24 protein-coding genes are annotated in these 26,616 nt (G+C 68.1%); 16 read left to right on the forward strand and 8 right to left on the reverse strand.

Features of this window, described 5'->3' with window-relative positions:
• The first annotated feature begins 3 nt into the window (after window positions 1-3).
• The 3 genes from ISP17_RS10765 (at window position 4) to ISP17_RS10775 (ending at window position 4,910) form a co-directional block, all read left to right on the forward strand.
• On the forward strand, window positions 4-942 hold the full coding sequence (locus tag ISP17_RS10765) for a LysR family transcriptional regulator (RefSeq protein WP_404632970.1): 939 nt from the start codon (window positions 4-6) through the stop codon (window positions 940-942).
• A gap of 329 nt (window positions 943-1,271) precedes the next feature.
• Window positions 1,272-2,048 (forward strand): TenA family transcriptional regulator, encoded by a 777-nt coding sequence (locus ISP17_RS10770; RefSeq protein ID WP_404632972.1) that lies wholly within the window; start codon window positions 1,272-1,274, stop codon window positions 2,046-2,048.
• A gap of 123 nt (window positions 2,049-2,171) precedes the next feature.
• Window positions 2,172-4,910 carry a putative bifunctional diguanylate cyclase/phosphodiesterase gene (locus ISP17_RS10775; protein ID WP_404632974.1) on the forward strand — a complete coding sequence of 913 codons (2,739 nt, stop codon included), beginning with the start codon at window positions 2,172-2,174 and terminating at the stop codon, window positions 4,908-4,910.
• Between the two features lie 84 nt (window positions 4,911-4,994).
• On the opposite strand, the gene msrA is transcribed toward ISP17_RS10775, so the two are convergent.
• Window positions 4,995-5,705: a peptide-methionine (S)-S-oxide reductase MsrA gene (msrA, locus tag ISP17_RS10780; protein WP_404634290.1), complete on the reverse strand. Its 711-nt coding sequence runs from the start codon at window positions 5,703-5,705 to the stop codon at window positions 4,995-4,997.
• A gap of 188 nt (window positions 5,706-5,893) precedes the next feature.
• Here msrA and ISP17_RS10785 point away from each other — a divergent pair, with 188 nt between their 5' ends.
• Window positions 5,894-6,709, forward strand: coding sequence for an arylamine N-acetyltransferase family protein (locus tag ISP17_RS10785; RefSeq protein ID WP_404632976.1), 816 nt, complete (start codon window positions 5,894-5,896; stop codon window positions 6,707-6,709).
• A gap of 13 nt (window positions 6,710-6,722) precedes the next feature.
• Here ISP17_RS10785 and ISP17_RS10790 read toward each other — a convergent pair whose 3' ends face one another.
• The 4 genes from ISP17_RS10790 to ISP17_RS10805 form a co-directional block, all read right to left on the reverse strand.
• On the reverse strand, window positions 6,723-6,953 hold the full coding sequence (locus ISP17_RS10790; RefSeq protein WP_404632978.1) for an RNA-binding S4 domain-containing protein: 231 nt from the start codon (window positions 6,951-6,953) through the stop codon (window positions 6,723-6,725).
• Window positions 6,954-6,968: 15 nt separating this feature from the next.
• A complete protein-coding gene (locus ISP17_RS10795) occupies window positions 6,969-7,391 on the reverse strand; it encodes a barstar family protein (RefSeq protein ID WP_404632980.1) in 423 nt (140 codons plus the stop codon).
• Window positions 7,388-7,801 (reverse strand): ribonuclease domain-containing protein, encoded by a 414-nt coding sequence (locus tag ISP17_RS10800; protein ID WP_404632982.1) that lies wholly within the window; start codon window positions 7,799-7,801, stop codon window positions 7,388-7,390. The genes ISP17_RS10795 and ISP17_RS10800 overlap by 4 nt, the downstream gene beginning before the upstream one ends.
• A 118-nt stretch (window positions 7,802-7,919) precedes the next feature.
• The gene (locus ISP17_RS10805) at window positions 7,920-8,774 is read right to left on the reverse strand and encodes a DUF72 domain-containing protein (protein ID WP_404632984.1); all 855 of its coding nucleotides are present in this window, start codon (window positions 8,772-8,774) and stop codon (window positions 7,920-7,922) included.
• Window positions 8,775-8,907: 133 nt separating this feature from the next.
• On the opposite strand from ISP17_RS10805, the gene ISP17_RS10810 reads away from it, so the two are divergent.
• Both ISP17_RS10810 and ISP17_RS10815 read left to right on the forward strand, forming a co-directional pair.
• Window positions 8,908-10,584 carry a serine hydrolase gene (locus ISP17_RS10810; RefSeq protein ID WP_404632986.1) on the forward strand — a complete coding sequence of 559 codons (1,677 nt, stop codon included), beginning with the start codon at window positions 8,908-8,910 and terminating at the stop codon, window positions 10,582-10,584.
• 55 nt (window positions 10,585-10,639) lie between these two features.
• On the forward strand, window positions 10,640-12,265 hold the full coding sequence (locus tag ISP17_RS10815) for an alpha/beta hydrolase (RefSeq protein ID WP_404632988.1): 1,626 nt from the start codon (window positions 10,640-10,642) through the stop codon (window positions 12,263-12,265).
• Between the two features lie 149 nt (window positions 12,266-12,414).
• Here ISP17_RS10815 and ISP17_RS10820 read toward each other — a convergent pair whose 3' ends face one another.
• The 3 genes from ISP17_RS10820 to ISP17_RS10830 all read right to left on the reverse strand — a co-directional run bounded on the left by ISP17_RS10820 (window position 12,415) and on the right by ISP17_RS10830 (window position 16,137).
• Window positions 12,415-12,834 carry a VOC family protein gene (locus ISP17_RS10820; protein WP_404632990.1) on the reverse strand — a complete coding sequence of 140 codons (420 nt, stop codon included), beginning with the start codon at window positions 12,832-12,834 and terminating at the stop codon, window positions 12,415-12,417.
• Between the two features lie 74 nt (window positions 12,835-12,908).
• Complete coding sequence (locus ISP17_RS10825; RefSeq protein ID WP_404632992.1) at window positions 12,909-13,724, reverse strand: DUF6597 domain-containing transcriptional factor; 816 nt, start codon at window positions 13,722-13,724, stop codon at window positions 12,909-12,911.
• 7 nt (window positions 13,725-13,731) lie between these two features.
• Complete coding sequence (locus tag ISP17_RS10830; protein ID WP_404632994.1) at window positions 13,732-16,137, reverse strand: DUF3772 domain-containing protein; 2,406 nt, start codon at window positions 16,135-16,137, stop codon at window positions 13,732-13,734.
• A gap of 88 nt (window positions 16,138-16,225) precedes the next feature.
• Between ISP17_RS10830 and nfi the strand changes: the two genes are divergently transcribed.
• From nfi to ISP17_RS10880, 10 genes are all read left to right on the forward strand, one after another.
• Window positions 16,226-16,921 (forward strand): deoxyribonuclease V, encoded by a 696-nt coding sequence (nfi, locus tag ISP17_RS10835; RefSeq protein ID WP_404632996.1) that lies wholly within the window; start codon window positions 16,226-16,228, stop codon window positions 16,919-16,921.
• 157 nt (window positions 16,922-17,078) lie between these two features.
• Complete coding sequence (locus ISP17_RS10840; protein WP_404632998.1) at window positions 17,079-18,923, forward strand: ABC transporter ATP-binding protein; 1,845 nt, start codon at window positions 17,079-17,081, stop codon at window positions 18,921-18,923.
• Window positions 18,924-19,172: 249 nt separating this feature from the next.
• Window positions 19,173-19,388: a hypothetical protein gene (locus ISP17_RS10845; protein ID WP_404633000.1), complete on the forward strand. Its 216-nt coding sequence runs from the start codon at window positions 19,173-19,175 to the stop codon at window positions 19,386-19,388.
• A gap of 58 nt (window positions 19,389-19,446) precedes the next feature.
• Window positions 19,447-19,911, forward strand: coding sequence for a GNAT family N-acetyltransferase (locus tag ISP17_RS10850; RefSeq protein ID WP_404633002.1), 465 nt, complete (start codon window positions 19,447-19,449; stop codon window positions 19,909-19,911).
• 76 nt (window positions 19,912-19,987) lie between these two features.
• Window positions 19,988-20,470 (forward strand): hypothetical protein, encoded by a 483-nt coding sequence (locus ISP17_RS10855; RefSeq protein ID WP_404633004.1) that lies wholly within the window; start codon window positions 19,988-19,990, stop codon window positions 20,468-20,470.
• Window positions 20,451-21,293 (forward strand): hypothetical protein, encoded by an 843-nt coding sequence (locus tag ISP17_RS10860; RefSeq protein ID WP_404633006.1) that lies wholly within the window; start codon window positions 20,451-20,453, stop codon window positions 21,291-21,293. The genes ISP17_RS10855 and ISP17_RS10860 overlap by 20 nt, the downstream gene beginning before the upstream one ends.
• A gap of 288 nt (window positions 21,294-21,581) precedes the next feature.
• A complete protein-coding gene (locus ISP17_RS10865) occupies window positions 21,582-22,094 on the forward strand; it encodes a DUF6496 domain-containing protein (protein ID WP_404633008.1) in 513 nt (170 codons plus the stop codon).
• A 214-nt stretch (window positions 22,095-22,308) separates the two neighbouring features.
• Complete coding sequence (locus ISP17_RS10870; protein WP_404633010.1) at window positions 22,309-22,728, forward strand: heavy metal-responsive transcriptional regulator; 420 nt, start codon at window positions 22,309-22,311, stop codon at window positions 22,726-22,728.
• Window positions 22,728-25,526 carry a heavy metal translocating P-type ATPase gene (locus ISP17_RS10875; protein ID WP_404633012.1) on the forward strand — a complete coding sequence of 933 codons (2,799 nt, stop codon included), beginning with the start codon at window positions 22,728-22,730 and terminating at the stop codon, window positions 25,524-25,526. The genes ISP17_RS10870 and ISP17_RS10875 overlap by 1 nt, the downstream gene beginning before the upstream one ends.
• A 681-nt stretch (window positions 25,527-26,207) precedes the next feature.
• Window positions 26,208-26,615 (forward strand): ketosteroid isomerase-related protein, encoded by a 408-nt coding sequence (locus tag ISP17_RS10880; RefSeq protein ID WP_404633014.1) that lies wholly within the window; start codon window positions 26,208-26,210, stop codon window positions 26,613-26,615.
• The last annotated feature ends 1 nt before the right edge of the window (window position 26,616 follow it).

Raw genomic sequence — 26,616 nt, forward strand, 5'->3', positions numbered from 1 at the left:
ACAATGAGCCAGCTCGACGACATGCGCCTGTTCGTGACCACGCTCGATACCGGCAGCTTCACCGCGGCGGCCGATCGGCTGGGCTTGTCCAAGCAGTTCATCAGCCGCCGGGTGATGGCGCTGGAAGCGCAGCTGGGCGTACGCCTGCTGGTGCGCACCACGCGCCACCTGCGCGCCACCGACCTGGGCCGCACCTACGCCGAGCAGGCGCGACGCATCCTGCAGCAGGTGGAGGAACTGGACCAGGCGATCAGCGGCGCCGGCCAGGCTCCGCGGGGAAGGCTGCGGCTCACCGCGCCGATGTCCTTCGGCACGATGCACCTGAGCCCGCTGCTCGCGCGCTTCCTGGCCGACTATCCGCAGGTGGGCATCGAGCTGGATCTCGGGGACCGGATGGTCGACCTGCTCGGCGAAGGCTACGACCTGGCCATTCGCATCGGCGTGCTGGCCGACTCCTCGCTGATCGCCCGCAGCATCGCGCCGGTGGAAACGGTGGTGTGCTGCAGTCCCGACTACCTGGCGCGGCATCCGGCACCGGCCACCCCGGCGGACCTGGCCACGCACGAGTGCCTGCTGTACGGCCACGGCCCCCACGTGGAGTGGAAGTTCGGCGGCGCGGCGGCACCGGCAGTCACCGTGCGCGGGCGCTTTCGCGCGAACAACGGCGAGCTGATGCGCGACGCGGCGATCCGCGGGCTGGGCATCGCGCGGCTGCCGACCTTCATCGTGGGCGAGGCGCTGGCTGCCGGCACGCTGGTGACCCTGCTGGACGACTACCGGCCTGCGGCGACGGCGGTGCACGCGGTGTATCCGCAGCACCGCCAGTCGTCGCTGCTGATCCACACGTTCGTGGATTTTCTGGCCCGCGAACTGGCGCTGCCGCCGCACCTCGCGCCGCAGCCGTCCGCGCGAGGCGCGCGACGCGGCCCGCATTTGCGGTAAGAATCGGGCGGCTAGGCCGCGGCGCGGGGGTGCGCGTGCCGGGGCACGGATCTCTGCTCGCTCATTCGTTGCATGCGTCCGCATGCCTTCATCCATGGGCGGATCGAAGGCCGACCGGACGGTTTCCGTTTTGCGGTACGCGCTCGCGCGGCTCTTCCGGGACTCGTGTATCCATCAGCGCAGGGAAGGGCCGGCGGCGCCGCGGGCGCCCGTCGGGATACCAGGTTTGCCGGCGACTGCGGCTGTCCGGTCGGCGGCACTCGTCCGGCGTGCATGCGCACGACCGGCTGCCAGGCAGCCACCGAACCGTCTAAGGACAGGAGCAACACATGAACAAGCACTTCGAACGCACCGGCCCGCTCACCGAGCTGTCCAGCTATCCCCAGTGGGCCCAGGACATGGTGGCCGACTGCGAAAGCACCAAGCAGCGCGTGCTCGACCACGAGATCTGGAAGCTGATGATGGACGTGCGGATGGATCAGGAGTCCACCGCCAACTTCATGATGGGCCTGTGGCCCTTCATCGAGCGATTCCCGAGCTTCATGGCGCTGAGCCTGCTCAAGACCCGCTACGGCCGCAGTCCGGGCGACAACCTGGCCCGGCGCTGGCTGGTACGCAACATCCGGGTGGAGCAGAACCACGCCGAGTACTGGCTCAACTGGGCCGAGGGCGCGGGCGTGCCGCGCGAGCGACTGCTGGGCGAACTGGCGCCCCACGGCACCGATGGGCTGTCGCGCTGGTGCGAGGACATCTGCAACCGGGGCACCCTGGCCGCCGGCATGGTCGCCACCAACTACGCCATCGAGGGAGTGACCGGCGAGTGGTCGCAGATGATCTATGACAGCACGAAGTACCGGGAAAGCTTTGATCCGTCAGTACGCACGTCGGCGCTAAAGTGGTTGCACCTGCATGCCGCTTATGACGACACTCACCCGTGGGAAGCGCTGGAAATCGTTTGCACGCTGATGGGACTGGAGCCGTCGGCCGATGACGTGGCGCATCTGGCCGAATGCATCAAGCGCAGCTATACCAGCATGATCCTGCTGGGCGATCGATGCATCCAGAACTGCCCGGACCGACTGGTGCTGAGCGAAGCTGCGGCGTAAAGGATTGCCGCAGAAGGGGAAACTGGAACGGCGGACACGGGTTGGTGTCCTTCAGCAAACAGGCATGCAATGCGTTTCGTCGGTAACAGTTTGAATGTGCAGCGGTCCCTGTCACGGCGCCTGATGCCGCTGGCCTACGCGCTTGCGTCGGCGGTGGTGCTGATCATGGCCATGACCTGGGGCGTGCTGCAGGTCCAGGTGACTCTCGCTGGTTTCCTCAACAGCGAGAGCATCTGGTCGAAAGCGCAGAAGCAGGCCGTGATCGACCTGGAGAGCTACGCCCTGAGCGGCTCGCCGGGTGACCTGGCCAGCTTTCGGCGCAACTACGAGCTGCTCGAAGGCGACCGCTGGGGCCGCGACGCCATCGCCTCGGGGCATTACCGCGAGGAAGATCTCGACGAGGTGTTCCTGCGCGGCAACATCATGCCCGCGGCGCAATCCGGGATGATTTTCATGCTGCGCCACTTCACCGGCGCACCGCACCTGCAGGCTTCGCTGGACGCCTGGCGCTCCACCGACGCCTCCATTGCCGAGCTCGGCCGCATCGCCGACCGGCTCGAAAGCGACTTCGCCGCCGGCGCCGTGTCACCGGAGGCGGCGGCGCAGGTTCGTGCGCGCATCAACGCACTCAACGAATACATGCAGCCGCGCACCGAGCTGTTCTCGGTAGAAATGGTCAAGGGCGCGGTGTGGGTCGGGCAGATGCTGTTCTGGTGCGTGGTCGGCGCCTTCCTGCTGGCCGCCGGGCTGTGGATGTGGATGGCCCGGCGCATCGTCGAGAGCATCCGCGGCAGCGAGGAGCGCTATCGGCTGCTGTTCGACAGCGCCGGCGACGCCATCGTGATGGTCGATCGCGGCAGCGGCCGCATTCTCGACGCCAACCGCACCGCCGCGGCCTGGACCGGCCGTAGCGAGCGCGAGCTGGTCGGCAGGGATTTTTCCTCGCTGTTCGCGCACGATCCGCTGGACGTGGACAGCACGCTGCCGCTGCCCGCCCATCACCGGGGCGACATCGCGCTCACTGCGCTGCTCGGCGGCGATGGCCAGGTGCGTCCGGTGGAAACGCGCAGCTCCATCGCGCGCTGGGGCGACACCGAAATAAGCCAGGCGATCGTGCGCGACATCTCCGAGCGCGTGGCCATGGAGCGCGAGCGCCGCGTGGCCGCCAAGGCGCTGGGCAGCATCGCCGAGGGCGTGATCATCGCCGACGCCGATCGCCGCGTGGTTACCGTCAACGCCGCGCACGTGGAAATCACCGGCTTCACGGTGCAGGCACTGCAGGGGCTGCGCTTCGACGACACCCGCAGCCTGCCCGACGACAAACCGCTGCCGGACAGCGTATGGCGTTCGATCGAGCTGGGCGGCAACTGGCGCGGCGAGGTGAAGAGCCGTCGCCGCGACGGCAGCACCTATCCGGAACTGCTCAGCATCAGCGCCATCCGCGATGACGCCGGCCAGGTACTGCACTACGTGGCCGTGTTCACCAACATCACCACCACCAAGGCCGACCAGCGCCGGCTGGAACATCTGGCCACGCACGATCCGCTCACCGGGCTGGCCAACCGCGCCGAGTTCGAGCGTCGCTGCACGCAGGCGCTCGAAGCCGCATCACGTGCGAGACGCTGCGTGGCGGTGGTGTTCATCGACCTGGACGCGTTCAAGATCGTCAACGACAGCTACAGCCATGCCATCGGCGACCGCCTGCTGGCAAAGGTGGCCGAGCGCATCAACGCGGAGCTGGCCGAAGGCGACGTGGCCGGCCGCATCGGCGGCGACGAGTTCACCGTGCTGGCGACCGCCATCGACACCCGCGACGGCGCCGCCGACATCGCCAGCCGCCTGCTCACCGCGCTGGCCGCGCCGATCTCGGTGGACGACTACGAGATCGTGCTCAGCGCCAGCATCGGCATCGCCAGCTATCCGCTGGATGGCGAGAATCCGGCGGCCCTGATCACCAACGCCGATGCGGCGATGTACGCGGCAAAAAGCGAGGAGCGCAACGCGTTCCGCTTCTACTCGCCAATCATGCAGGCGGATGCGCGCAAGCGCCTGCAGCTGGCCTCGGAGTTGCGCCAGGCGCTGGCCAACGACGAGTTCCGCCTGGTCTTCCAGCCCAGTCTGGAGCTGCGCACCGGCCGCATCGTGGCGGTGGAGGCGCTGCTGCGCTGGCAGCATCCCAAGCGCGGGCTGGTGATGCCGGACAGCTTCATTCCGATGGCCGAGAGCCTGGGCCTGATCCGCCGCATCGACGAATGGGTGCTGCGCGCGGCCTGCGCGTGGATTCGCCAGTGGGACCGCGAGCACATCGCGCCGATCCGCGTGGCGGTGAACGTGTCGGCCAGCTGGTTCGGCCACCCCGCCTTCATCGAGGGGCTGCACACGGCGCTGCGCGATTACCAGGTGGACCCCAAGCGCCTGCTGCTGGAGATCACCGAGAGCGCGATCCTGCGCCTGGGCGAGGGCACGCATCGCACCATGTATGCGCTGCACACCATGGGCGTGGGCGTGGCGATCGACGATTTCGGCACCGGCTACTCCTCGCTCGCCTACCTCAAGCTGCCAGCGGTGGTGTGCCTGAAGATCGATCGCACCTTCATCACCGGCATCCCGCGCAGCCCCGACGACGTGGCGATCGTCGAGGCGATCCTGGCGATGTCGCGCAGCCTCAAGCTGTACGCCATCGCCGAGGGCATCGAGGACGAGGCGCAGCACGAGTTCCTGCTGCGCGCCGGCTGCGAGGAAGGGCAGGGCTATCTGTACGCCCGCCCGCTGGAAGTGCCCGACCTGCTGCGCATGCTCAAGTCCGGCGGCGGCAACCCGCCGACCCGGCTGCGCCTGGTGCCGCCGCCACGGGCGGGCTGAGCAGTTCGCCGAACCGATCGCCTGACAGCCGAAAGAACAAGGCCGCCTCATGGGCGGCCTTGTTCATCGCATCAAGCATATGGCTCAGCGCTGCTGCGCTTGCGCCAGGCTCGTCTCGGTCTGGTACAGCTCGGGCATCAGCTTGCGCAGGGCGGCGACCTTGGGGGCGTCGTTGTAGACGATGTACGGGTCGTTCGAGTGCGTGCGGTAGTAGTCCTGGTGGTAGCCCTCGGCCATGTAGAAGGCCGGCAGCGGCTCCACCCTGGTGACGATGGGCGACTCGTACACCTTGGCCGCATCCAGCTGGCGGATGTAGGCCTGCGCCACGGCGCGCTGGGCGTCGCTGGTGGTGAAGATCTCCGAGCGGTACTGGGTGCCGTGGTCAGGGCCCTGGCGGTTGAGCTGGGTCGGATCGTGCGCCACCGCGAAGAACACCTTCAGCAGCGTGCCGTAGCTGACCTGGCGCGGGTCGTAGACGATCTTCACCGACTCGGCGTGGCCGGTGTCGCCGTCGGAAACGCGGAAGTAGCTGGCGGTGTCGGCGCTGCCCCCGGCGTAGCCGGCCCACACCTGCTTGACGCCCTTGACGTGCTCGAACACCGCCTGCAGGCCCCAGAAGCAGCCGCCGGCCAGCACGGCGACCTGGTCGCCCGGTGCGGTGACGGCCGGGTCGCTGACCGGCGCCGGGATCATGGCGCCATCGCGGGTGGCCGGCGAGGCGGTGCAGGCGCCCACGGCAAGGGCGAGCAAGGCCGCGCCCAGGCGCAGCGGGAAGGAAGACGAGCGGGAAAGCATGTGCATGACGTGTCTCCGTGGGGAAGCCGGAAGCAGAAGGGCCCATCACCTGTGTGAATACGGGTTCGCATCGACAGCAGATGCATCGGCCCCGCGCTCGTGGAGTGATTCGTCGCCGCGGCGCAAGCGGTTACGTGGACACGGCGGTGCTATCGTTTACGGCTGTCACATCACCCGCGGAAGCGCGCATGCGACCGGAGATCGACCTGTCGGCCTACGCCACGCGCATCGGCCACCTGCAACCCCTGCACCCGGATCTGGCGACCGTGCAGGCAATCGTGCGCGCGCATGTGGCGGCGATCGCCTTCGAGAACCTCGATCCGCTGATGGGCAAGCCGGTGGACCTCGATCCACTGGCGATCGAGGACAAGCTGGTGCACCGCGGTCGCGGCGGCTACTGCTTCGAGCACAACCGGCTGATGGCCGAGGTGCTCAGGGCGATCGGCCTGACGGTGACGCCGGTGATCGCGCGCGTGCTGTGGAACCGTCCTGAGGATGTGCCCACGGCGCAGACCCACATGGCGTTGCTGGCCACCATCGACGACGAGCGATGGCTGGTCGACGTGGGCTTCGGTGGCCTCACCCTCAGCAGTGCGCTGCGCTTCCAGGCCGGCATGGAGCAGCTCACGCCGCACGAGCCATATCGCCTGTTGCAGGGCGATGGCCAGTGGCGGCTGCAGGCCAAGGTGGCCGGGCAGTGGCGGCCGCTGTATCGCTTCACCCTGCAGCCGTGCGAGGACGTGGATTTCGTGGTGGCCAACCACTACGTCTCCACCCACCCGGATTCGCCCTTCACCCGCGAGCTGATGGTGGCGCGCACCGTGCCCGAGCAGCGTCTCGCGCTGCGCAACCGCGAGTTCACCATGCATCACCGCGATGGCCGCAGCGAGCACTACACGCTGGGCAGCGCGCGCGAGATCCGCAGCGTGCTGGAGCGGCATTTCATGCTGGTGCTGCCGGCGCATCCGGCACTCGATCGCCGCCTCGCCGCGCTATCCGCCTGACGCCGCGCCGCGTTCAGCCGGCGGCGTGCACGCGGATCTCGATCTCCTCGTCTACCACCACGCGCTGGCCCGGGCGGATCTTGCAGGTCTTGCGCGTTTCCAGCACGCCGTCCACCGTCACCGCCCCACTGGCCACGATCGCCTTGCCGGCGCCGCCGCTGTCGCAGATGCCCACCAGCTTGAGCAACTGGTTCAGCTCCACGTACTCGTGCGGCGGTTCGAGTTCGAAATCGAGGTGTTCCATGGGCGCTCCGACAGGTCAGGCGTCCGCGCCGGGCGCGGCGGGCAGGGGAAAGAAGGCGAAGAAAGGGCGCTCGTGCTCGATCGCGAAGGTGGCCGCGTCGTCCAGCACGCCGCGCAGGATCGCCGCATCGTGTGCCGGCAGCGCCTCGGGGTTTTCGAACACGAACACGTGGCCCCATGCCGGGCGCCAGGCCGGGTCGCGCAGGCAGTCGGCCAGCGCGTCCCAGTTGTCGCCGAAATCCGGCGGCAGCCGCAGCGCGAAGGCGAGCCGGCGCAGCAGCCCCGCCTTGTCGGTGCAGCCGGCCAGGTCGACCCGGCACAGCGCCAGCTCGGCCTGCCGCGCCTGCCGCACGATCGCGTCGAACTCGCGGGCGTCCACGTCGTAGACGCCGCCGAGCAGCGGGCGGGTGAGGTCGAGGCGGGCGTCGTGCGCGCTCATCGGCGGCCCTCGATGCGGCGGAAGCTGCGGTAGTGGTCGTCGGTGTAGTAGTACACCTGCGGTGGCGTGCCGCCGGTGATGATGCGCCGGGCGCCGCGGGTGCGCGCGCCGGGCGTCTCCACCGTGTACTCGTGGTAGTAGCCGCGTGGCTGGCGCGGCAGCAGGCCTTCGTAGTTGCCGAACACGGTGCCGTCCTGCGCATGCTCGAACGGCCCGCCCGCAGCGATGCGCGCCAGCGTGTCGGCCGCCTCGGCGGGCAGCCCTTGCGGAGCGCGCGTTCCGGCGCGGTGCGGCGTGGCCGAAGGCGCGCCGATCCCGCTCGTCGGGCCGGTTGCCGGGGCCGCGTCGTGCTGGTGCCATGCCGCCACGGCGATGGCGAGCAGGAGCACGATTCCGAGCAATTTGCGCATGGCGGCACGCGGGCGGCAGATGAGGCCGCGCAGTGTAGCGGCGCGCGGCGGGTTTTCCCCACATCGTCGCGGGCCCGGGCGGTGCGTCCGGCAGCCGCGATCGCGTGGTGATCGCCGGCTAGCCGGCGCGATCCACCCGCGCCTGCAATGCCATCGCTGCGGCAGGGTTGCGCGCCTTCGCGGCGCTGATGAAGTAGACGAACACGTCGCGCGCGGCCTGGCTCGGGCGCGGCGCCTCCACGTGCGGCAGCTCCGGCGGGTCGCCGCCCGCACGCCACTGCGTGGCACGTTCCGCCCACGCATCGAGCGCGGCGGTGGGATAGCCGTGCGGCTCGTCGGCCTGGCTGCGCATCAGCCGGGCGTAGGCGAACGGGCCGGTAAGGTCAGCCAGCGACGGGTGCTCGGGCGAATCGGTGAACACGGTGGCCACGCCGTGCGTGCGCGCCAGCGCCACGTATTCGGGGCAGCGGAAGCTTGCGTGGCGCACTTCCAGTGCATGCCGCAGCGGCTGGCCGTCGAGCGTGCGCGGCAGGCGGTCGAGGAAGGCCGTCAGGTCGTCAACGTCGAAGCGCCGTGCCGGTGTGAACTGCCACACCACCGGGCCGAGGCGGTCACCGAGTGCCTGCAGGGTGTCGACGAACGCCGCGGCCATCCGCGACGCGCCCGCGAGCGAGCGCTGCAGCACGATCGCCTTGGGCGCCTTGAGCGAGAACACGAAGCCGTCCGGCACCTGCTTCGCCCAGCCGGCCAGCGTGGCCGCGGCCGGTGCGCGGTAATAGGTGCCGTTGATCTCGATGCTGCGCAGCTGGCGGCTGGCGTACTCCAGCTCGCGCCGCTGCACCAGACCGGCCGGATAGAAGTTGTCGCGCCACTCCGGGAACACCCAGCCGCCGATACCGCAGCGGATGCCGGGTGCGGCCGATGGCGTGGAGGTGGGGGCGGAGGCGGCGAAGAGGTCCATGGGGGCGGGCATGACGGTCACTGCGGCGGGCAGGGCCGCATCTTGGCATGCGACAAGTCGTGCGGGCATGACCTTCGGACTAGGCAGGTCAGGTGCTTTGCCGCGATAGTGCTGCGATCCATTTTCGATCGCCAAGGGGTTGAGCATGTCCAGTCGTATGTCCTTGCGCGCGGCCATCGCCGCCGCGCTGCTGGTAGTGGCCTGCGGAGCGTCGGCGCAGAGCGAGCCGGCGAAAGGCACGCCACCGCCCATCGGCATCAACGACAGCGTGCGCCCCGCGCTGCCGCCGGACCTGTCCGACTTCGCCGCCTACGTGGACAGCGCCCGCAAGGCCTTCGGCGTGCCCGGCATCGCCGTGGCCATCGTCAAGGACGGCAAGGTGGTGATGGAGCAAGGCTTCGGCGACAAGTCGCTTGATCCGAAGCAGCCGGTGGACGCGCACACGCTGTTCGCGATCGCCTCCAACACCAAGGCGTTCACCGCCGCCGCGCTGCAGCAGCTGGCCGAGGCGGGCAAGCTGAAGATGGACGACCGGGTGATCGACCACCTGCCGTGGTTCCGCATGTCCGATCCGTACGTCACCCACGAGATGCGCATCCGCGACCTGCTCGCGCATCGCAGCGGCTTGTCGCTCGGTGCGGGCGACCTGCTGTACTGGCCGCCGACCTCGTACTCCACCAAGGAAGTGGTCGAGCGCCTGAAGAACGTGCCGATCAAGAACGGCTTCCGCAGCGGCTACGCCTACGACAACATCCTGTTCGCCGTCGCCACGCTGGTGATCGAGCAGGCTTCGGGCCAGAGCTACGCCGACTACATCCGCACGCACCTGTTCCAGCCGGTGGGCATGGACGAGTCGCTGATCGACAAGAACGACATCAAGCCCGGCATGGACGTGGCCACCGGCTACGCCAAGGAGAACTTCAAGAACCTCAAGCCGGTGCCGCCGATGGCGTGGAGCAACGATCCGGGCGCCGGCGGCATCTACGCCAGCGTGCACGACCTGGCCAAGTGGATGAACGTGCAGCTGGCCGGCGGCGCGTTGCCGCAGAAGGGCGCGGACGGCAAGCCGAAGCGGATCTTCTCCGAAGACAGCCAGCGCCAGATGTGGACCATGCTGACGCCGATCAAGGTGGGCAAGCCGCCGATCCCCGAGCTGGCGCCGATCATGCCGAACTTCTACGGCTACGGTGAGAGCTGGTTCCTGTCCGACTACCGCGGCCGTCGCCTCGCGTGGCACACCGGCGGCTGGCCGGGCTTCGTCTCGCGCGTGACGCTGGTGCCGGAAGAGCACCTGGGCGTGGTGGTGCTCACCAACGCCGAGTCCGGCGCGGCCTTCAACGCCGTCACCTATCGCGTGCTCGATGCCTACCTGCACCCGGGCGAGAAGACCGACTGGGTGGCGGTGTACGACAAGCTGGTGAAGAAGGGCGAGGCGAACGCCGACGACAGCTGGGCCAAGCACCAGAAGGCGCGCGAAAAGAACCCGAAACTCGATCTGCCGCAGGCCAGCTACGCGGGCACCTTCAAAGACCCGTGGTACGGCGAGGTAATCGTGACGAACGAGGGCGGCAAATTGCGCATGCGCTTCGCCCACACCAGGCAGCTCATTGGCACCATGACGCCGTGGCAGCACAGCACGTTCGTGGTGAAGTGGGACGACCGCACGCTCAACGCCGACGCCTTCGCCACCTACACGCTGGACGCCGACGGCAAGATCACCGAACTGCGCATGCAGCCGATCTCGCCGCTGACCGATTTCAGCTTCGATTTCCAGGACCTGCGGCTGAAGCCGCTGGGCAAGGACAAGGCGTCCGACGAGTGAGCCACCCGGCGCCGCCGGCTTCGGTGGCGCCGGTCCATTGAAAGGGGAGAAGCGTATGCGCCGTTATGCATCATTCGTCATCGCCGGGCTGTGCGGCCTGGCGGTTGCCAGTTCATCGCCGGCGCGCGACGCCGTCACGTCGGCGCCGGCGCTGTTTCGCGTCGAGCTCGCCAGTGGGTCCAGCCAGCCGGCCTCCGGCCGCCTGCTGTTGTTCGCGGTGGATGCGAAGACCGCCCGCGCCGCCGCGAAGGACGGCAAGGTGGAAGAGGTCGACACCAATCCGTTCAAGCCCGCCCAGACCGCGATCGCCGCGCGCGAGGTGACGCATCTGGCACCGGGCCAGGGCATCACGATGGATGCCGATGCGATGGCTTTTCCCAAGGCGTTCTCGCAGCTGCCGCCCGGCGACTACCTGCTGCAGGCCGTGCTCGACACCAACCACGACTACAACTATCACGGCCGCGACGCCGGCGACGTGGTCAGCCCGGTGGTCGAGGCGCACCTGCCCGGCGTCATGCCTCGCCTGGTGCTGGACAATGTGCTGCCCGAGCGGGGGCTGTGGGATTTCCCCAAGGGCGCGCTCAGTCCGACCACCGAGCAGCACATGGCCGAGGCAAAGGCGCACCTGCAGCCGATCGACTTCGTCAGCCCGGCGCTCAGCGCGTTCTGGGGACGTCCGATCCACATGAAGGGCTGGGTGCTGCTGCCGCCGGGCTATGACGCCTCGGGCAAGACCACCTATCCGGTGGTCTATCACACGCACGGCTACGGCGGCAGCGACCGCAGCGAAGCGGCCACCGGCCTGGCGGTGTACGGCCAGATGGCCGAGAAGACCCTGCCGCCGATGATCTGGGTGCTGCTGGACGAATCCTCGGCCACCGGCACGCACGAGTTCGCCGACTCGGTGAACAACGGCCCGTGGGGCGAGGCACTCACCACCGAGCTGATCCCGTCGCTGGAAAAGCAGTACCGCATGGATGGCAAGGCCAGCGGCCGCTTCCTCAACGGCCATTCCTCCGGCGGCTGGGCCACGCTGTGGCTGCAGACGCGCTACCCGAAAGTGTTCGGCGGCACCTGGTCCACCTCGCCCGACCCGAGCGATTTCCACGATTTCACCGGGCCGGACCTGTATGCGCCGCACGCCAACGTCTACCGTCGTGCAGACGGCACGGCCTATCCGCTGGTGCGCGACAAGGGCAAGGTGTTCGCCAGCTTCGAGCAGTTCGCGAAGATGGAGCGCGTGATCGGCCCCTATGGCGGCCAGATGGCCTCGTTCGACTGGGTGTTCTCGCCGCGCGGCAAGGACGGCCGGCCGATGCCGATGTTCGACCGCGACACCGGCGACGTCGATCCGGCGGTGGTCGCCTACTGGCGCGACCACTACGACATCGCCCATCGCCTCAAGACCAACTGGCCGGCGCTCAAGACCGACCTGGACGGAAAGATCCACCTCTACGTGGGCACCGCCGACACGTTCTACCTCGACGGCGCCGCGCATCGGCTCAAGGCTGTGCTCGACGGGCTGGGCGCGAAGTCCTCGTTCCACTTCATCCCCGACCGCACCCACTTCGACCTCTACGTCATCGGCGAGGACCGCCAGGGCCTGATGAAGCAGATCGCGTGGGAGATGTACGCGGTGGCGCGCCCCGGGGCGCAGCAACCAAAGAAAGCCGCGCCCTGACCGGTCCCCGCACAAACACGGCAGCCCTCGGTAGGAGCGACTTCAGTCGTCGCGATGCTCTTGCTCGCATTCCGCATCAAGGCAAAAGGCATCGCGGCTGAAGCCGCTCCTACAGTGAGGCCGGGCGCGCACTCACTGGTACCCGCCGCTCATTCCGCCCACGGGTCGTAGCTGCCGAACCACCACAGGTGGCCTTCCGGGTCGCGGCAGCTGTAGCCGGCGCCGCCGTAGTCCTTCTCGGCGTAGTCGTCCACGATCTGCGCTCCGGCGCTCTTCGCCTGGGTGTAGTGCGCGTGGCAATCCCTCACGATCACGCAAGCCACCTGGGTCTCGCGTCCGCCGGTCTCGGCGGGTGTCAACATGTGCTGGCCGAAGCCGTCCTCGCGCACCGAGCCCAGCATCACCATGCCGCTGCCGTAGGTGAGCTGGGCGTGGGCGACGCCGCCCTGGTCGTCCTCGTGCACCGCCTGGGCCGCAAAGCCGAACGCGCGGCAGAGCCAGTCGATGGCCGCATGCGCTTCGCGGTAGCGCAGACAGGGAATGATCGTGCTGCCGTGGGTCGCTGACATCGCTTGCTCCTCGAGAATGGGTGGAACAAGGCTAACCGTGCACCGTTGCCCGGTCTTGGCGATTTTCCGAAGCCCTAGTCGATCACCAGGTGATTGAGATGCGGGCCGCGCCGGGCCATGAACGCACCGGGCGTGAGGCCGGAAAAAGCGCGGAACTCGCGCACCAGGTGGGCCTGGTCGGTGAAGCCGCCGTCGGCAGCCACCCGGCACCAGTCCACGCTGCCCGCCAGATGTACCTGCACCAGCACCGCGCGAAAACGTTGCAGGCGCGCATAGCGCTTCGGACCCATGCCGATCTGGCGATGAAAGCGCATCCGCAGGCTGTCGTCGGACAGCCCGGTCTGCTGCACAACTTTCGCGATGCAGGCCCATTGGGGAGCGCGATCCAGGGCTGCTGCGACATGCGCCACCGCGGGATCGGTGGCTGGCCCGCGCCGCTGGGCCAGCAGCCATTGCTCGAGGATCTGCAGGCGCATGCCGGGGGCGGCCGTGTCCAGCAGCCGCTGTCGCAGCTGGCGCGCAGCGGCGCCGAACAGGTCCTCCAGGTTGATGTCCCGCGCCAGCAGCGCCTGCTGGTTCTCGGCGGTCAGCGCATGGGCGCCACCGGGCCGGAACATCACGCCCATCACGCGCACCTGCTCGGCGGTGTCGATGATCTGGCTGGTCAGGCGAGGACCGCCGAGCACGCTGCCGGACGAGCGCAGGCAATGGCGCTGCGGCTCGTCGGTGTAGACGCGGGTCTCGTCCTCGCACAGGTTGATGATCAGTTGCGCGCCGGGTTGCGGCAGCACGCGCTCGAAATGGTGCGCGGCGGCGGGCATGTCCCAGTCCCAGATCTTCTCGATCAGGGCATCCAGCGGTGCGGCCGGGCGACGCTGCATGAATCCCATGGACGGCTCAGGAATCGGGAGGGACAACCCCAGTATCGCGCGGTGGGCGCACGGTGCGCACCACCATGTCCTGCGCACGGATCAGCGGCAGGTTCTGCTCGCGCAGCTTGGCCAGCACCGCGAACAGCAGGTCGCTCTTCACGGTGGAGGCGTCGCGCGGGCTGCGCGTGTAGGCGTAGGCGCTGAACACCATGTTGCCCGCGTCGATGCTGTCCAGCTGCACGAACGGCGCCGGCGTGTCCAGCGTGACCGGATGCGCTCGCAGTGCCTCCAGAATGAGGTCGCGCGCACGCGCCGCGTCGGTGTCGAGCGGCATTGGCACGCTGAACTTCACCCGGCCGATCGCGTCGGCCAGCGTCACGTTGCGCACGTTCTGGGTGATCAGCTGCGAGTTCGGCACGATCACCGTGGAGCGGTCCCACAGCTGGATCTCGGTGGCGCGCACGTTGATCCGGCGGATGTCGCCCTCCACCCCGTTGAGGCTCACCCAGTCGCCCACCTTCACCGGCCGTTCGGCGAGCAGGATCAGGCCGGAGATGAAGTTCGACACGATCGCCTGCAGGCCGAAGCCGATGCCCACCGACAGCGCGCTGGCGATCCACGCGATGTTCTGCAGGCTCACCTTCAGCGTGGCCAGCGCCATCACGAACACCAGCACGCCGCCCACGTAGCCGAGCAGGGTCAGCATCGACATGCGCATGCCGGCATCGAGCCGCGTGTTGGGCAGCAGTTCCTCGTCGAGCCAGCGCTTGATGGTGCGCACCACCAGCAGGCCCACCACCAGCACCAGCATGGCCTTGAGCACGTCGCGCGGCGCCAGCGTCATCTCGCCGAAGGTGAGCCCGCCCAGCAGGCTGCCGACGCTGGAGGTGAGGTCTTCCGGGCTGGCGCCCAGGCGCGAGATCACCGCACCGATGCCCAGCAGCACCGCCAGTGCGCGGGTGATGCCGGAGAGCACGGCGCGTGCCTGCTCCAGCGGCCCGGGCTCCAGCTCGAAGGCTGCCTGCAGCCGCTGTCCGGTGCGTCCCTTGGGCGACAGCAGCAGCGCCCAGGTGTCGTTGAGCGCATGCATGAACAGGTACAGCGAGGCGATCACCACGCTGATCCATACCGCGTTGATCGCCACGAAAAACGCCAGCGCGATGTAGCCCGTCGCCACCGCCAGCACGCAGGTCATCGAGGCCAGCGCCAGCGCGCCCAGGCACACGCCGATCCACAGTGAGCGGCTCGGCGGCGGATCGCCCGCGGCCGCCAGCGCACGCCGCGCGCGCGCCTGGCGCAGCAGCGCTGTACCGATCAATGCGGCGGTCACCAGCGCAATCAATCCGCGCGTGGCCACGCTGGCCGGCAGGCTGGCGCTGATCGCGTGGTTCACCAACTCCACCGTACCGAGCAGGGCGATCGCCATCGCCAGCAGCCATGGGAAGGGACGCAGTGCCTGCGCCTCGGCATCGGCAAGCTCGGGCAGGCGCCAGCTCGGGCGCACCGCCGAGAGCAGGGCGCGCCCGAGCCCGGCGACGTAGGCACTGAGCAGCACCAGCTGCACCATCTGGTGGGCGAGCGTGGCGAGATCGTCGTCGAGCAGGCCGTTCCAGTTCACCGACCAGTACACCAGCTGGGCGGCCAGGCCGGTGTTGAGCGCGGTGAGCACGGCGATCGCCAGCGCCAGTGCGCTGCGACGCAGACGGCCGGCGGCCATGCGGTTCTGGGTGAGGCGCAGCAGCTGCCGCTCCAGCAGCCAGCGGCCCACGCCCAGCAGCAGCGCGGCGGCAATCAGGCAGGTCACGAAGGGCGTGCGGTTGGGCGGTTGCCAGGCGTCGTGGATCGCCGTGCTCAGGTCGCCACCAAGCGCGCGCAGGCGACGCAGGTCGGAGGGCAGGCTGCGCATCGGGTCGGACCAGAACGCGGTACTGAACGGCGTGGCCGTGCGTTCGGCCAAGCGCGCCTGGAATTCGTTGCGGCGCTGGTCGGACAGCTGCGCGGCGAGCTGTGCCGCCTCCTGGCCCATCAGCTGCGCCTGCTTCACCTGGGCGTCGACGTCGGCCTGCGTCTTGTCCAGCTTGCGCCGCTGCGCGCTCACTTCGGTCGCTTCGGCGGGCGCGCCCTTGGCCGGCGCCGGCCCGAGTACGGCCAGCTGCGCCTGCACGCTCTGCACCTGTGGCGCGAGGCTGCCCGCCACCTCGCCGGCCTGGTCCTGCACGGCCAGCGCCTGCGTGCGCAGATCACCCAGTTGCGCCGCGGTCGGCTGGGCGGCGAGCGCCTTCTTGATGTCATCCAGCTGGCTGCGCAGCAGGTCCAGTTGCGCGGCCGGCGTGGGCGGCGGCGCATCGGGCGCGGCGTCCTGGCGGGCGAGGGCGGCCGTGCTGCCGAAGGCGAGCAGGAGGAGCAGCAGGAGGCGGGCGAGGCGAGGCATCCGGGCATGATCGGAGCCGCTCCGTGGGCGGTCAATCGCAGCGGGGGGCTTGACGAGGTGTTCAGTGGCGCGCGTTCAGGCTGCATCGATGACCTCGCCCTTCGACGTATCGCCCGAACTGCTCGCCTGGGACGGCGACGTGCCCCGCGCCCGCCGCCTGCAGAGCGAGCTGGCCGCCCGCGTGCGGCTGCACGACGACGATGGCCCGGAGCCGCACCGCGTCGCCGGCGTCGACGTGGGCTTCGAGGAAGGCGGCGCCATCACCCGAGCCGCCGCCGTACTGCTCGATGCGGCCACCATGCAGCCGCTGGCCGAGGTGGTGGCCCGGTTGCCCACGCGCATGCCGTACATCCCGGGCCTGCTGTCGTTCCGCGAGCTGCCCGCCGTGCTGGCGGCGCTGGCACAGCTGCCGCACGTGCCGGACCTGATCCTCGTCGACGGCCACGGCGTGGCGCATCCGCGCGGGCTCGGCATCGCCGCCCACCTGGGCGTGATCACCGGCCTGCCCACCATCGGCGTGGCGAAGAAGATCCTCGTCGGCACCCACGACGCCATCGGACCCTCGCGCGGCGAGCGCGCGCCGCTGATGCACCGCGGCCGGATGATCGGCACCGCGCTGCGCAGCAAGGACGGCATCCTGCCGCTGATCGTCTCCCCCGGCCACCGCGTGAGCCACGCCACGGCGGTGGAGCGCGTGCTCGCCTGTGGCCGCGGCTACAAGCTGCCCGAGCCCACGCGGCTGGCCGACCGGCTGGCTTCTCGCCGCGATCGCCGCCCCTTGTAGGAGCGCGCCCTGCGCGCGACCGGCCTGTCGACGCGCCGCGCAATCCCGTCGACCAGCGCCGCCGCCGGATGCGACACCGCGCAGGTTGTGCCGTCGCCCTGCCGGCCACATGCTGATCTTCTAAGCGCCCGCTGGCGCCCGTCGGACACCCACCCCCATGCTTTTCCGCTGGTTCGAAAACCTCATCGACGCGTTCAAGGAACCGTCGGACGCCATGCCGCCACCGCAGGTGGGGCGCTTCTATCTGTTCTACCTGCGCCAGGTGTGGCCGGTGTTTCTCGCCGCGCTGCTGGTGGGGTTGGGCGTGGCGTTGGTGGAGGTGTCGCTGTTCGGCTTCGTCGGCTCCATCGTGGACATGGCCAAGCAGGCTGACGCCTCGACCTTCTTCACCCTGCACGGCCGCACCCTGATGTGGATGGCGGCGGTGGCGCTGCTCGCGCGGCCTCTTCTCAACGCCACGCACGATCTGCTGGTGAACCAGGCCATCGTGCCCAGCCTCACCAACCGCATCCGCTGGCAGAACCACCGCTACGTGATGCGCCAGAGCCTGGGCTTCTTCCAGAACGACTACGCCGGGCGCATCGCCAACCGCATCATGCAGACTGGCGCGAGCCTGCGGCAGTCGGCGGTGCAGATCGTCGATGCGATCTGGTACGTGCTGATCTACACCGGCAGCGCGCTGGCGATGTTTGCCCATGCCGACGTGTGGCTGGCCGTGCCGCTGGCGGTGTGGCTGCTGGCATACGTCGGCACGCTGTCGTGGTTCGTGCCGCGCACGCGGCAGCGCTCGTGGCAGTCGTCCGAGGCGCGCTCCAAGCTGATGGGGCGCATCGTCGACGGCTACAGCAACGTGCTCACGCTCAAGCTGTTCGCGCACACGCATCGCGAGGAGGCCTACGTGGCCGAGGCCATGCGCGAGCAGACCGAGAAGCTGCGCCGCATGACGCGCCTGACCACCGCGATGGACGCCACCATCACCTCGCTCAACGGCCTGCTGATCGTGGGCACCTCCGGCCTCGCGGTATGGCTGTGGAGCCAGGGCAGGGTGACCGTGGGCGCCATCGCGCTGTCCACCGGGCTGGTGATCCGCATCAACAACATGTCCGGCTGGATCATGTGGGTGGTCAACGGCATCTTCGAAGACATCGGCACCGTGCAGGACGGCCTCACCACCATCGCCCAGCCGCGCGCCGTGCAGGATCGCCCCGACGCCGTACCGCTGGTGGTGCGCGAGGGCGGCGTGCGCTTCGACGACATCCACTTCCACTACGGCAAGCAGGGCGGCGTGATCGCCGGGCTGGCGCTGGCGGTGCGCCCGGGCGAGAAGATTGGCCTGGTCGGGCCGTCCGGTGCGGGCAAGTCCACCCTGGTCAACGTGCTGCTGCGCCTGTACGACCTGGAGCAGGGCCGCATCCTCATCGACGGGCAGGATATTTCCCACGTCACGCAGGAGAGCCTGCGCTCGCAGATCGGCGTGGTCACCCAGGACACCTCGCTGCTGCATCGCTCGATCCGCGACAACCTGCTCTACGGCCGCCCCGACGCCACCGACGCGCAGATCGCCGAGGCCGTGCGCAAGGCGCGCGCCGACGAGTTCATCCCGAACCTGATCGATGGTGAAGGCCGCACCGGCTTCGACGCCCACGTCGGCGAGCGCGGCGTGAAGCTCTCCGGCGGCCAGCGCCAGCGCATCGCCATCGCCCGCGTGCTGCTCAAGGACGCCCCCATCCTCGTGCTGGACGAAGCCACCAGCGCGCTCGACTCCGAAGCCGAAGCCGCCATCCAGGACAGCCTCGACATCCTCATGGAAGGCAAGACGGTGATCGCCATCGCCCACCGCCTCTCCACCATCGCCCGGATGGATCGCCTGGTGGTGCTCGACAAGGGCCGCATCGTCGAAACCGGCACGCATGCCGAGCTGATCGCGCGCGAGGGGTTGTATGCGCGGCTGTGGGCGCGGCAGACGGGTGGGTTTGTGGGGGTGGAGGATGTGGTGGGGTGAGGGTCTGTTTCGAGCGCACCGGGCGAGCAAACGGTTTATTCGCTCGAATCCGTGGCGATATCGGATATCGCGGCGAAAAGTGCGATATGCAACGACAGCGAATCGACGGGCTCACTGCCATCGCTGTTGCAGGTGCCTGATGCCGCAACAAAAAACGTAGGCTTGACCGTGTCGCCGCTGCAGCGGACTATCGGCACATATGCCCCGATGTGGGGTCTACTAAGCGTTAGACGCCACAGGATTCGAGGTATGTCAAAACAACAGACTGAGCAGCAGCGCTACCTAAGCTTTGGTATCGGCATCGGCGTCGCCATCGGGTGTGGTCTTGGAATAATCTTTGGCAACCTCGCTCTAGGTATCGGGCCAGGCATTGCAATCGGCATCGTGTTTGGTATTGCATTAGGCAAAAAGCGCGCAGCTAAATCTGGCAACGACGGCGGCGAAAATGGTACTGGTGGCGTCTAACATTTCATTCAAGGCGGACGGCTACGCCACCGCTGAATTACAGCGTTAGTTTTCGAGCATGACTGACGTCACCATGTGCAATCCTAATGTCCGTCAAGCTGCGGTCGCCGACGCTGCTGAAATCGCCGCGTGTCTTTCCGCTCTCGGTTATGGCACCTTGGCCAGCCTCGTTACCGAGCGACTCACCTCATTTACCAAGAGCCCGACGGACGCCGTGTTCGTCGCTTCGATTTCCGGCCATGCATCCTTGATTGGCGTCGTTAGCGTGCATCTGCTTCCTCTCTTTCATGCACCTGGCCTACTAGGCCGCATCACCTCACTTGCGGTCTGCGACGAAGCTCGCGGCAAAGGTGTAGGCAAAGCACTTGTTACAGCAGCGGAGGAGTGGGCGTGGGCCGCGGGTGCTCGGCGCATAGAAGTTACAAGCGGCGATCACCGTCCGGCAGCGCATGCGTTCTACCAAGCAACTGGGTATTCGCTAGACGAGCGTCGCTTCATCAAGCATGCTGCCAGATCAAGCTAACAGTTCGTTCGAGGCGTACGGCTGCGCCGCCGCTCAACTTAAGCGTTAGCCACCACAATCCACACGGAAGGTACGCATGAACGAACTCGACGACATGCAGAAGCGGCTCAAGGCGATTGCCGAAGTGGTCAATGCCTTCAAGAGTGAGGCCGTCCAACTTCGCGTGGTGGAGGTACTTCTTAGCCATCTTCGAGTACCGGCGGCTCCAACCGGCAATATTGAGCCCAAGCCACCAAGGCGCTCCAAACGCCGAAAGACATCTACCAAGACCGAGGCGCCAGCCGGCGGTGCCGAGAAGCCCGTGCCTCAGAAGGCGTCACGAGCGACCGCGAGAAGCTCAGCTTCGCCCGGCGCGTTCGCAATGATCAGCCAACTCCTTGGCGATAGATTCTTCAAGGCCCCAAGAACTATTGGTGCCATCGTTGCCCACTGCAGAACCTCGAAGGGTCACCACTACAAAGCCAACGAATGCTCGCCGGCACTCCTTCGACTACTCCGAGACGGCAAGCTGAAGCGCGAAAAGAACAAGGACGGGCAGTATGAATACACCCAAGCCTAAGTCGCCCCTTCAGGACGCCTTGGCTAATGTGCCGACCGACTATCGAAACAGGATCATCAAGTCCTATCTCGAATTGAAAGCACGCCAAGCAGAAGCCAAACACGACGCCGCGGGGGTTAGCGCAGGGAAACTTTGCGAAACCGTTGTTCGCCTGTTGCAGCATGAACTGAAGAAGACAGTTACGCCCTTCGGTCAACAGATATCGAACTTCGCAGGGGAGTGCGAGAGCTTTTCCCAAGTGCCAAAGGCCATGGGTAACGAATCACTCCGAATTGTCATCCCGCGTGCGCTCAACTATCTGTACACGTTGAGGAACAAGCGCGGTATCGGTCATGCAGGTGGTGATGTCGATGCAAATGCGATCGATGGTGCCACCATAACAAGAGTTGCCGACTGGATCGTCTGCGAGCTCATCAGAATCTTCCATACGATGTCGCTCGAAGAAGCCGACGCACTGGTGTCGTCTCTGTCTTCGCGCGACATTCCGGATATCTGGGAGGTTGGTGGCAAGAAACGAGTCCTTCGGAATGACCTGGACTTCAAGCAGAAGACTCTATTGTTGCTGTACGCGTCGGTAGAAAGCGCCGTGCTCGCCGAGGATCTGTACTCGTGGTCAAAGTACAGCAATTTCGCCGTCTATCGAAAGAGTGTTCTCGGCCAACTTGATACCGGCAATTTCGTCGAGTACGACAGAGAAAGCGATACCGTGATCATTTCTCCAATCGGCATCAAGTGCGTTGAGGAGGAAATCCTGCGAACGCCGGTGCGGGCGGTGGCTAACCATTCGCTCAAGCGGGCGTCCCGAAAACGGGCCGCCGCTTAGCTCAAACGTTAGACCTGCAGGGAAGATCTACGCATGTTTGTATACACGGAGCTAAGCAAACAAGAGACTCGGCGCATGCAGCTACTCGAGGATCACTCGAGGATCAGGGGTCAGGTTTGACTTTCAATGGCTCGGCTCGGACGGCTTGCTGATTTGAAGGGCGGTTACGGCCTGGGACCCAGCGGATGAAGGCTGCCTAAGAGACATCGGTTCTTCTCACAACCTTGCCCGGCGATTCACACCACCCGCTGCACGCTCCGATGCTCCACCCACGCGGAGGATCAAGCCATGCCGAGCAAGAGCGCCATCCAGCGGGCCCGTCGGGACAAGCGTGAGGGCAAGTCGCCCAGCACTCAGGCGGGGGAGTTTGTTCGCGAGGAGATCGAGCACGTGCGCGAGGGCAAGCACGGAGCGCGGTCGACCAAGCAGGCGATCGCGATCGGCCTGTCCGAGGCCCGCAGGGCGGGCGTGGATGTTCCGGCCAAGGGCAAGGCCGCGAAAAAATCCACCGCCAAAAGGTCCACGGCCAAGAAGGCAACGGCGAAGCAGTCCGCGGCACGCCAGTCGTCGGAGACGAAGGCCACCCGCAGCCGCGCCGCCACCAAGGCGCTGAAGAAGGAAGGCAGCGCCGCGGCGTCCAAGCGCGCGCTGTCGCGCCAGGGCCACGAGGCGGCCTCCCAACGCACCGCGGCCGACCGCAGCGCCGCGGCCAGGAAGGCGGCGCGGACCAAGGGTGCTGCGGGCCGTTCGGCCGCCGCGAAGAAGGCGGCTCGAACGCGCGCCCAGCGTGCCGGTCATTGAGGCGCGCCGGCGGAGAGGCGCGCCGGCGGATCGCATGCACCGCGGGCATGACGCCCGCGCCCAATGCCGACCGTGGTGCCATGACGGGTCCGGAGCGCCCGCTCGCGCTGGCGCGCTGAATGCCCGCGCGGGAGAGAGGGCGATGCGGCCGCCATGAACGCGCCGTGCACAGACGCTTGACTCTGGAGTCCACTCCAGGGTCTAGAGTGGCGTCATGAACACGCGAAGCTCCCTCACCATCGGTACCGTCGCCAAGCGCGCCGGCGTTCCCATCGACACCATCCGCTACTACGAGCGCGAGGGCCTGCTGCCCGAGCCGCTGCGCCGCGCGTCGGGCTATCGCAGCTACGGCGAGGGCACGGTGGCGCAGCTGCGCTTCATCCGTCGGGCCAAGGCGCTGGGTTTCACGCTGGAAGAAATTCGCGACCTGCTCGCCCTCTCCGCCGATCGCCAGCGCGGGGTGAAGGCCGTGAAGCAACGCGCCGAGGAGCGGCTGGCGGCGATCGAGACGCGCATCGCCGAGCTGCAGCGGGTGCGCGATGGACTGGTGGAACTGGTGGCTTCGTGTCCCGGCCACGGCGCGCCTGAGCAGTGCCCGATCCTGCGCGCGCTCAACGACGAGGAGAACGTCTGATGAATACCCAGGCATCTTGCTGTGGTGGCGGCAACGACGCGCCGCCCAAGGCGACCGACCCGGTATGCGGCATGTCGGTGGACACCACCGCCGGCAAGCCGAGCACCGTACATGCCGGCACCACGTTCCATTTCTGCTGCAACGGCTGCAAGGCGAAGTTCGAAGCGGACCCGGCCAAGTACCTCGCCCCGTCTACCTCCGAACAGGGTTGCTGCGGCGCCAAGGCGGTGCCCGCCGCTGCGGCGCCTCAGCGCGATGCGCACGACCACGCGCCAGCTGCCGCCGCGGTGAAGGATCCGGTGTGCGGCATGGAGGTGAACCCCGCCGTCGGGAAGCCCAGCGTCATGCACCTCGGTGAAACCTTCCATTTCTGCAGCGACCGCTGTCGGACGAAGTTCGAGGCGGAGCCGGCGAAGTACCTTGCGGCTAAGCCGGCTTCCGGCGACAGCTGCTGTGGCGGCAAGGCGAAGGCGGCCGACACGGCGCATGCCGATCACGATCACGCCGTCGCCCACACGGTGAAAGACCCGGTGTGCGGCATGCGCGTGGACCCGCACACGGCGAAGCACCGCGCCGAGCACGGCGGGCACACCTACTACTTCTGCGCCGCGCGCTGCCGCGAGAAATTCGTCGCCGATCCGGCGGCCTGGCTGGGCGAGCGCAAGGCCACGCCGGCGGCGCCTGCCGGCGCGAACTACACCTGCCCGATGCACCCGGAGGTGCAGCAGGTCGGCCCCGGCGATTGCCCCAAGTGCGGCATGGCGCTGGAGCCGATGATGCCGACGGCGGACGAGGACGACGGTGGCGAGCTGGCGTCCATGACCCGCCGGCTCTGGCTGCTGGTGGCGCTCACCGCGCCGGTGCTGCTGGTGGCGATGGGGCCGCATCTGTTCGGCTGGCACCTGCCGTCGCCGTGGGATCGCGTGGCGGGATGGATCGAGGCGGTTCTGTCGAGCGTGGTGGTGCTGTGGGGCGGCGCGCCGTTCTTCGCGCGCGGCTGGCGTTCGCTGAAACCGTGGTCGCCGAACATGTACACGCTGATCGCGCTGGGCACCGGCGTGGCGTGGGTTTACAGCGCGGTGGCGTTCATTGCGCCGGGCGTGTTCCCGCCGAGCTTCCGCGACATGCACGGGCAGGTGGCGGTGTATTTCGAGTCGGCCGCGGTGATCGTCACCCTGGTCACGCTGGGCGATTTCCTCGAACTGCGCGCGCGCCGCCGCACCGGTGCGGCGCTGAAGGCATTGCTCGGGCTGGCACCGAAGACCGCGCATCGGCTGGCCGCGGACGGCAGCGAGCACGATGTGCCGCTGGAGGAGGTGCAGATCGGCGACACGCTGCGCGTGCGCCCCGGCGAGAAGGTGCCGGTGGACGGTGCGGTGGTGTCGGGGGAGAGCCACGTCGACGAGTCGATGCTCACCGGCGAGCCGATGCCGGTGGCCAAGCGCGAGGGCGAGCCGCTGACCGGCGGCACGGTGAATCAGGACGGCGCCCTCACCATGCGGGCGCAGCGCGTGGGCAGCGACACCCTGCTGGCGCAGATCGTGGCGATGGTGGCCGCGGCCCAGCGCAGCCGCGCGCCGCTGCAGCGTGTGGCGGACAAGGTGGCGGCATGGTTCGTGCCCGCAGTGGTCGCTTCCGCCGCGCTGGCGTTCGCGCTGTGGACGTGGCTGGGGCCGGACCCGAAGCTGGCGCACGCGCTGATCGCCGCGGTGTCGGTGCTGATCATCGCCTGCCCGTGTGCGCTGGGGCTGGCCACGCCGATCTCGATCATGGTGGCCAGCGGCCGCGGCGCGCAGCACGGCGTGCTGTTCAAGGACGCCAGCGCGATCGAGGCGATGCGCGACATCGACACGCTGGTGGTCGACAAGACCGGCACGCTCACCGAGGGCAAGCCGGCGCTGAAGGAGATCGTGGTGCTGGGCGACGTGCCGCGCGAACGCCTGCTGGCGCTGGCCGCGGCGTTGGAAGGCCCGAGCGAACATCCGCTGGCGCGGGCCATCGTGCGCGCCGCCCAGGGCGCGGCGCTGCCGCAGGTGGCGGACTTCCGCACCCTCACCGGCCGCGGCGTGCAGGGCAGGGTGGACGGCACGCTCGTCGCGCTGGGCAACCTGCGCTTGCTCGAAGAGCTCAAGATCACGGCCGCGGAAAGCGCCATGCGGCAGGCGGACGCACTGCGCGCCGATGGCGCCACGGCGATGTATCTCGCCATCGACGGCGCCCTGGCCGGCCTCATCGCCGTGGCCGACCGGATCAAGGACGGCACCCGCGAGGTGATCGAGGCGCTGCATGCCGACGGCCTGCGCATCGTCATGCTCACCGGCGACAACGCCACCACCGCGCAGGCGGTGGCCCGCGAGCTGGGCATCGACGAGGTGCGCGCGGACGTCTCGCCGGCCGACAAGGCCGAGGTGATCAAGCAGCTGAAGCAGGGCAGGCATCGCGTGGCGATGGCCGGCGACGGCATCAACGATGCCCCCGCGCTGGCCGCGGCGGACGTGGGTATTGCCATGGGCAGCGGCACCGACGTGGCGATGGAAACCGCGCACGTGACGCTGGTGAAGGGCGATCTGGGCGCCATCGCGCGGGCGCGGGCGCTGTCGCGCGCCACCGTGCGCAACATCCACCAGAACCTGTTCTTCGCCTTCATCTACAACGCGGTCGGCGTACCGCTGGCGGCCGGCGCGCTGTATCCGTGGCTGGGCTGGATGCTGTCGCCGATGATCGCCGCGCTGGCGATGAGCTTCAGCTCGGTGTCGGTGGTGAGCAACGCGCTGCGGCTGCGGCAGGTGAAGCTGTAGTGGATGCTGGTGGAGGTGCTTGCGGAGTCCATCGGTCGGGTGGATGAGGGAGCAAGGCTCGGGCATGCGGTGCTGCGAGCGGTTTCCGTCGCAAGCCTTTCTACAGCTCAAGAGCGAAAACCTCCCCCTCACCCCGACCCTCTCCCCCGAACGGTGGAGCTGTTCAGGGGAGAGGGAGCAGAGCGCGGGCATGTGGTGCTGCGAGCGGTTTCCGTCCCGCGTCTGTCTGCAAGCCAGGAGCGAGAGCCTCCCCCTCACCCCGACCCTCTCCCCCGAACGGTGGAGCTGTTCAGGGGAGAGGGAGCAGAGCGCGGGCATGCGGTGCTGCGAGCGGTTTCAGTCGCGAGCCTGTCTGCGAGCCAGGAGCGAAAGAGCTTGCCCCCTCACCCCGACTCTCTCCCCCGAACGGTGCAGCTGTTCAGGGGGGAGGGAGTGAAGCGCGGGCGGTGAGGGAGTAGCTGATATGGCGCGGCTCGGGCTTTGAGCCCTCTCCCCCGAGCCTGCTCGGGGGAGAGGGTTGGGTGAGGGGGCGCTTTTGCTTTTTTCCGAAGCTCCCGCAATCCGCCCGAACCCGCGCGCTCATCCGGAATTTTCTCTGACAGGAGCGACGCGCCCGGTGCCGTGCGGGTGGATGCGATGGCTTAGACTTCGCGCCTTGCCCCCGACCCGGAAGCGCCTGCCATGTCCGACACCATCGCCCTGATCCAGCGTTACTACGAGGCGTTCAACCGCGGTGACTGGGAGGCGATGCTGGCGTGCCTCACCGACGACGTGGCGCACGATCTGAACCAGGGCGGCCGCGAGCACGGGCGCGAGGCGTTCCGCGCATTCCTTGCGCGCATGCAGGCGAGCTACCGCGAACAGCTGCAGAAGATCGTGGTGATGGCCTCCGCCGACGGCCTGCGCGCCGCCGCCGAGTACGAGGTGCACGGCAGCTATCTCGCCGACGACGAGGGCCTGCCGCCCGCGCACGGCCAGCGCTACGTGCTGCCGGGCGGCGCGTTCTTCGACATCCGCGACGGGCGCATCAGCCGCGTCAGCAACTACTACAACCTCAACGACTGGATCGCCCAGGTTTCCGGCGGCTGAG

This window comes from Dyella ginsengisoli (assembly GCF_044904665.1).
GTDB classification, from domain to species: domain Bacteria; phylum Pseudomonadota; class Gammaproteobacteria; order Xanthomonadales; family Rhodanobacteraceae; genus Dyella_A; species Dyella_A ginsengisoli.

Coding starts and splice junctions, on each gene's coding strand:
- ISP17_RS10870 (WP_404633010.1), top strand. CDS start 22,309: ATGAACACGCGAAGCTCCCTCACCATCGGTACCGTCGCCAAGCGCGCC.
- ISP17_RS10810 (WP_404632986.1), top strand. CDS start 8,908: ATGTCCAGTCGTATGTCCTTGCGCGCGGCCATCGCCGCCGCGCTGCTG.
- ISP17_RS10865 (WP_404633008.1), top strand. CDS start 21,582: ATGCCGAGCAAGAGCGCCATCCAGCGGGCCCGTCGGGACAAGCGTGAG.
- ISP17_RS10765 (WP_404632970.1), top strand. CDS start 4: ATGAGCCAGCTCGACGACATGCGCCTGTTCGTGACCACGCTCGATACC.
- ISP17_RS10785 (WP_404632976.1), top strand. CDS start 5,894: ATGCGACCGGAGATCGACCTGTCGGCCTACGCCACGCGCATCGGCCAC.
- ISP17_RS10855 (WP_404633004.1), top strand. CDS start 19,988: ATGAACGAACTCGACGACATGCAGAAGCGGCTCAAGGCGATTGCCGAA.
- ISP17_RS10825 (WP_404632992.1), bottom strand. CDS start 13,724: ATGGGATTCATGCAGCGTCGCCCGGCCGCACCGCTGGATGCCCTGATC.
- ISP17_RS10860 (WP_404633006.1), top strand. CDS start 20,451: ATGAATACACCCAAGCCTAAGTCGCCCCTTCAGGACGCCTTGGCTAAT.
- ISP17_RS10845 (WP_404633000.1), top strand. CDS start 19,173: ATGTCAAAACAACAGACTGAGCAGCAGCGCTACCTAAGCTTTGGTATC.
- ISP17_RS10815 (WP_404632988.1), top strand. CDS start 10,640: ATGCGCCGTTATGCATCATTCGTCATCGCCGGGCTGTGCGGCCTGGCG.
- ISP17_RS10805 (WP_404632984.1), bottom strand. CDS start 8,774: ATGCCCGCCCCCATGGACCTCTTCGCCGCCTCCGCCCCCACCTCCACG.
- msrA (WP_404634290.1), bottom strand. CDS start 5,705: ATGCTTTCCCGCTCGTCTTCCTTCCCGCTGCGCCTGGGCGCGGCCTTG.
- ISP17_RS10770 (WP_404632972.1), top strand. CDS start 1,272: ATGAACAAGCACTTCGAACGCACCGGCCCGCTCACCGAGCTGTCCAGC.
- ISP17_RS10800 (WP_404632982.1), bottom strand. CDS start 7,801: ATGCGCAAATTGCTCGGAATCGTGCTCCTGCTCGCCATCGCCGTGGCG.
- nfi (WP_404632996.1), top strand. CDS start 16,226: ATGACCTCGCCCTTCGACGTATCGCCCGAACTGCTCGCCTGGGACGGC.
- ISP17_RS10875 (WP_404633012.1), top strand. CDS start 22,728: ATGAATACCCAGGCATCTTGCTGTGGTGGCGGCAACGACGCGCCGCCC.
- ISP17_RS10820 (WP_404632990.1), bottom strand. CDS start 12,834: ATGTCAGCGACCCACGGCAGCACGATCATTCCCTGTCTGCGCTACCGC.
- ISP17_RS10880 (WP_404633014.1), top strand. CDS start 26,208: ATGTCCGACACCATCGCCCTGATCCAGCGTTACTACGAGGCGTTCAAC.
- ISP17_RS10795 (WP_404632980.1), bottom strand. CDS start 7,391: ATGAGCGCGCACGACGCCCGCCTCGACCTCACCCGCCCGCTGCTCGGC.
- ISP17_RS10790 (WP_404632978.1), bottom strand. CDS start 6,953: ATGGAACACCTCGATTTCGAACTCGAACCGCCGCACGAGTACGTGGAG.
- ISP17_RS10840 (WP_404632998.1), top strand. CDS start 17,079: ATGCTTTTCCGCTGGTTCGAAAACCTCATCGACGCGTTCAAGGAACCG.
- ISP17_RS10830 (WP_404632994.1), bottom strand. CDS start 16,137: ATGCCTCGCCTCGCCCGCCTCCTGCTGCTCCTCCTGCTCGCCTTCGGC.
- ISP17_RS10850 (WP_404633002.1), top strand. CDS start 19,447: ATGACTGACGTCACCATGTGCAATCCTAATGTCCGTCAAGCTGCGGTC.
- ISP17_RS10775 (WP_404632974.1), top strand. CDS start 2,172: ATGCCGCTGGCCTACGCGCTTGCGTCGGCGGTGGTGCTGATCATGGCC.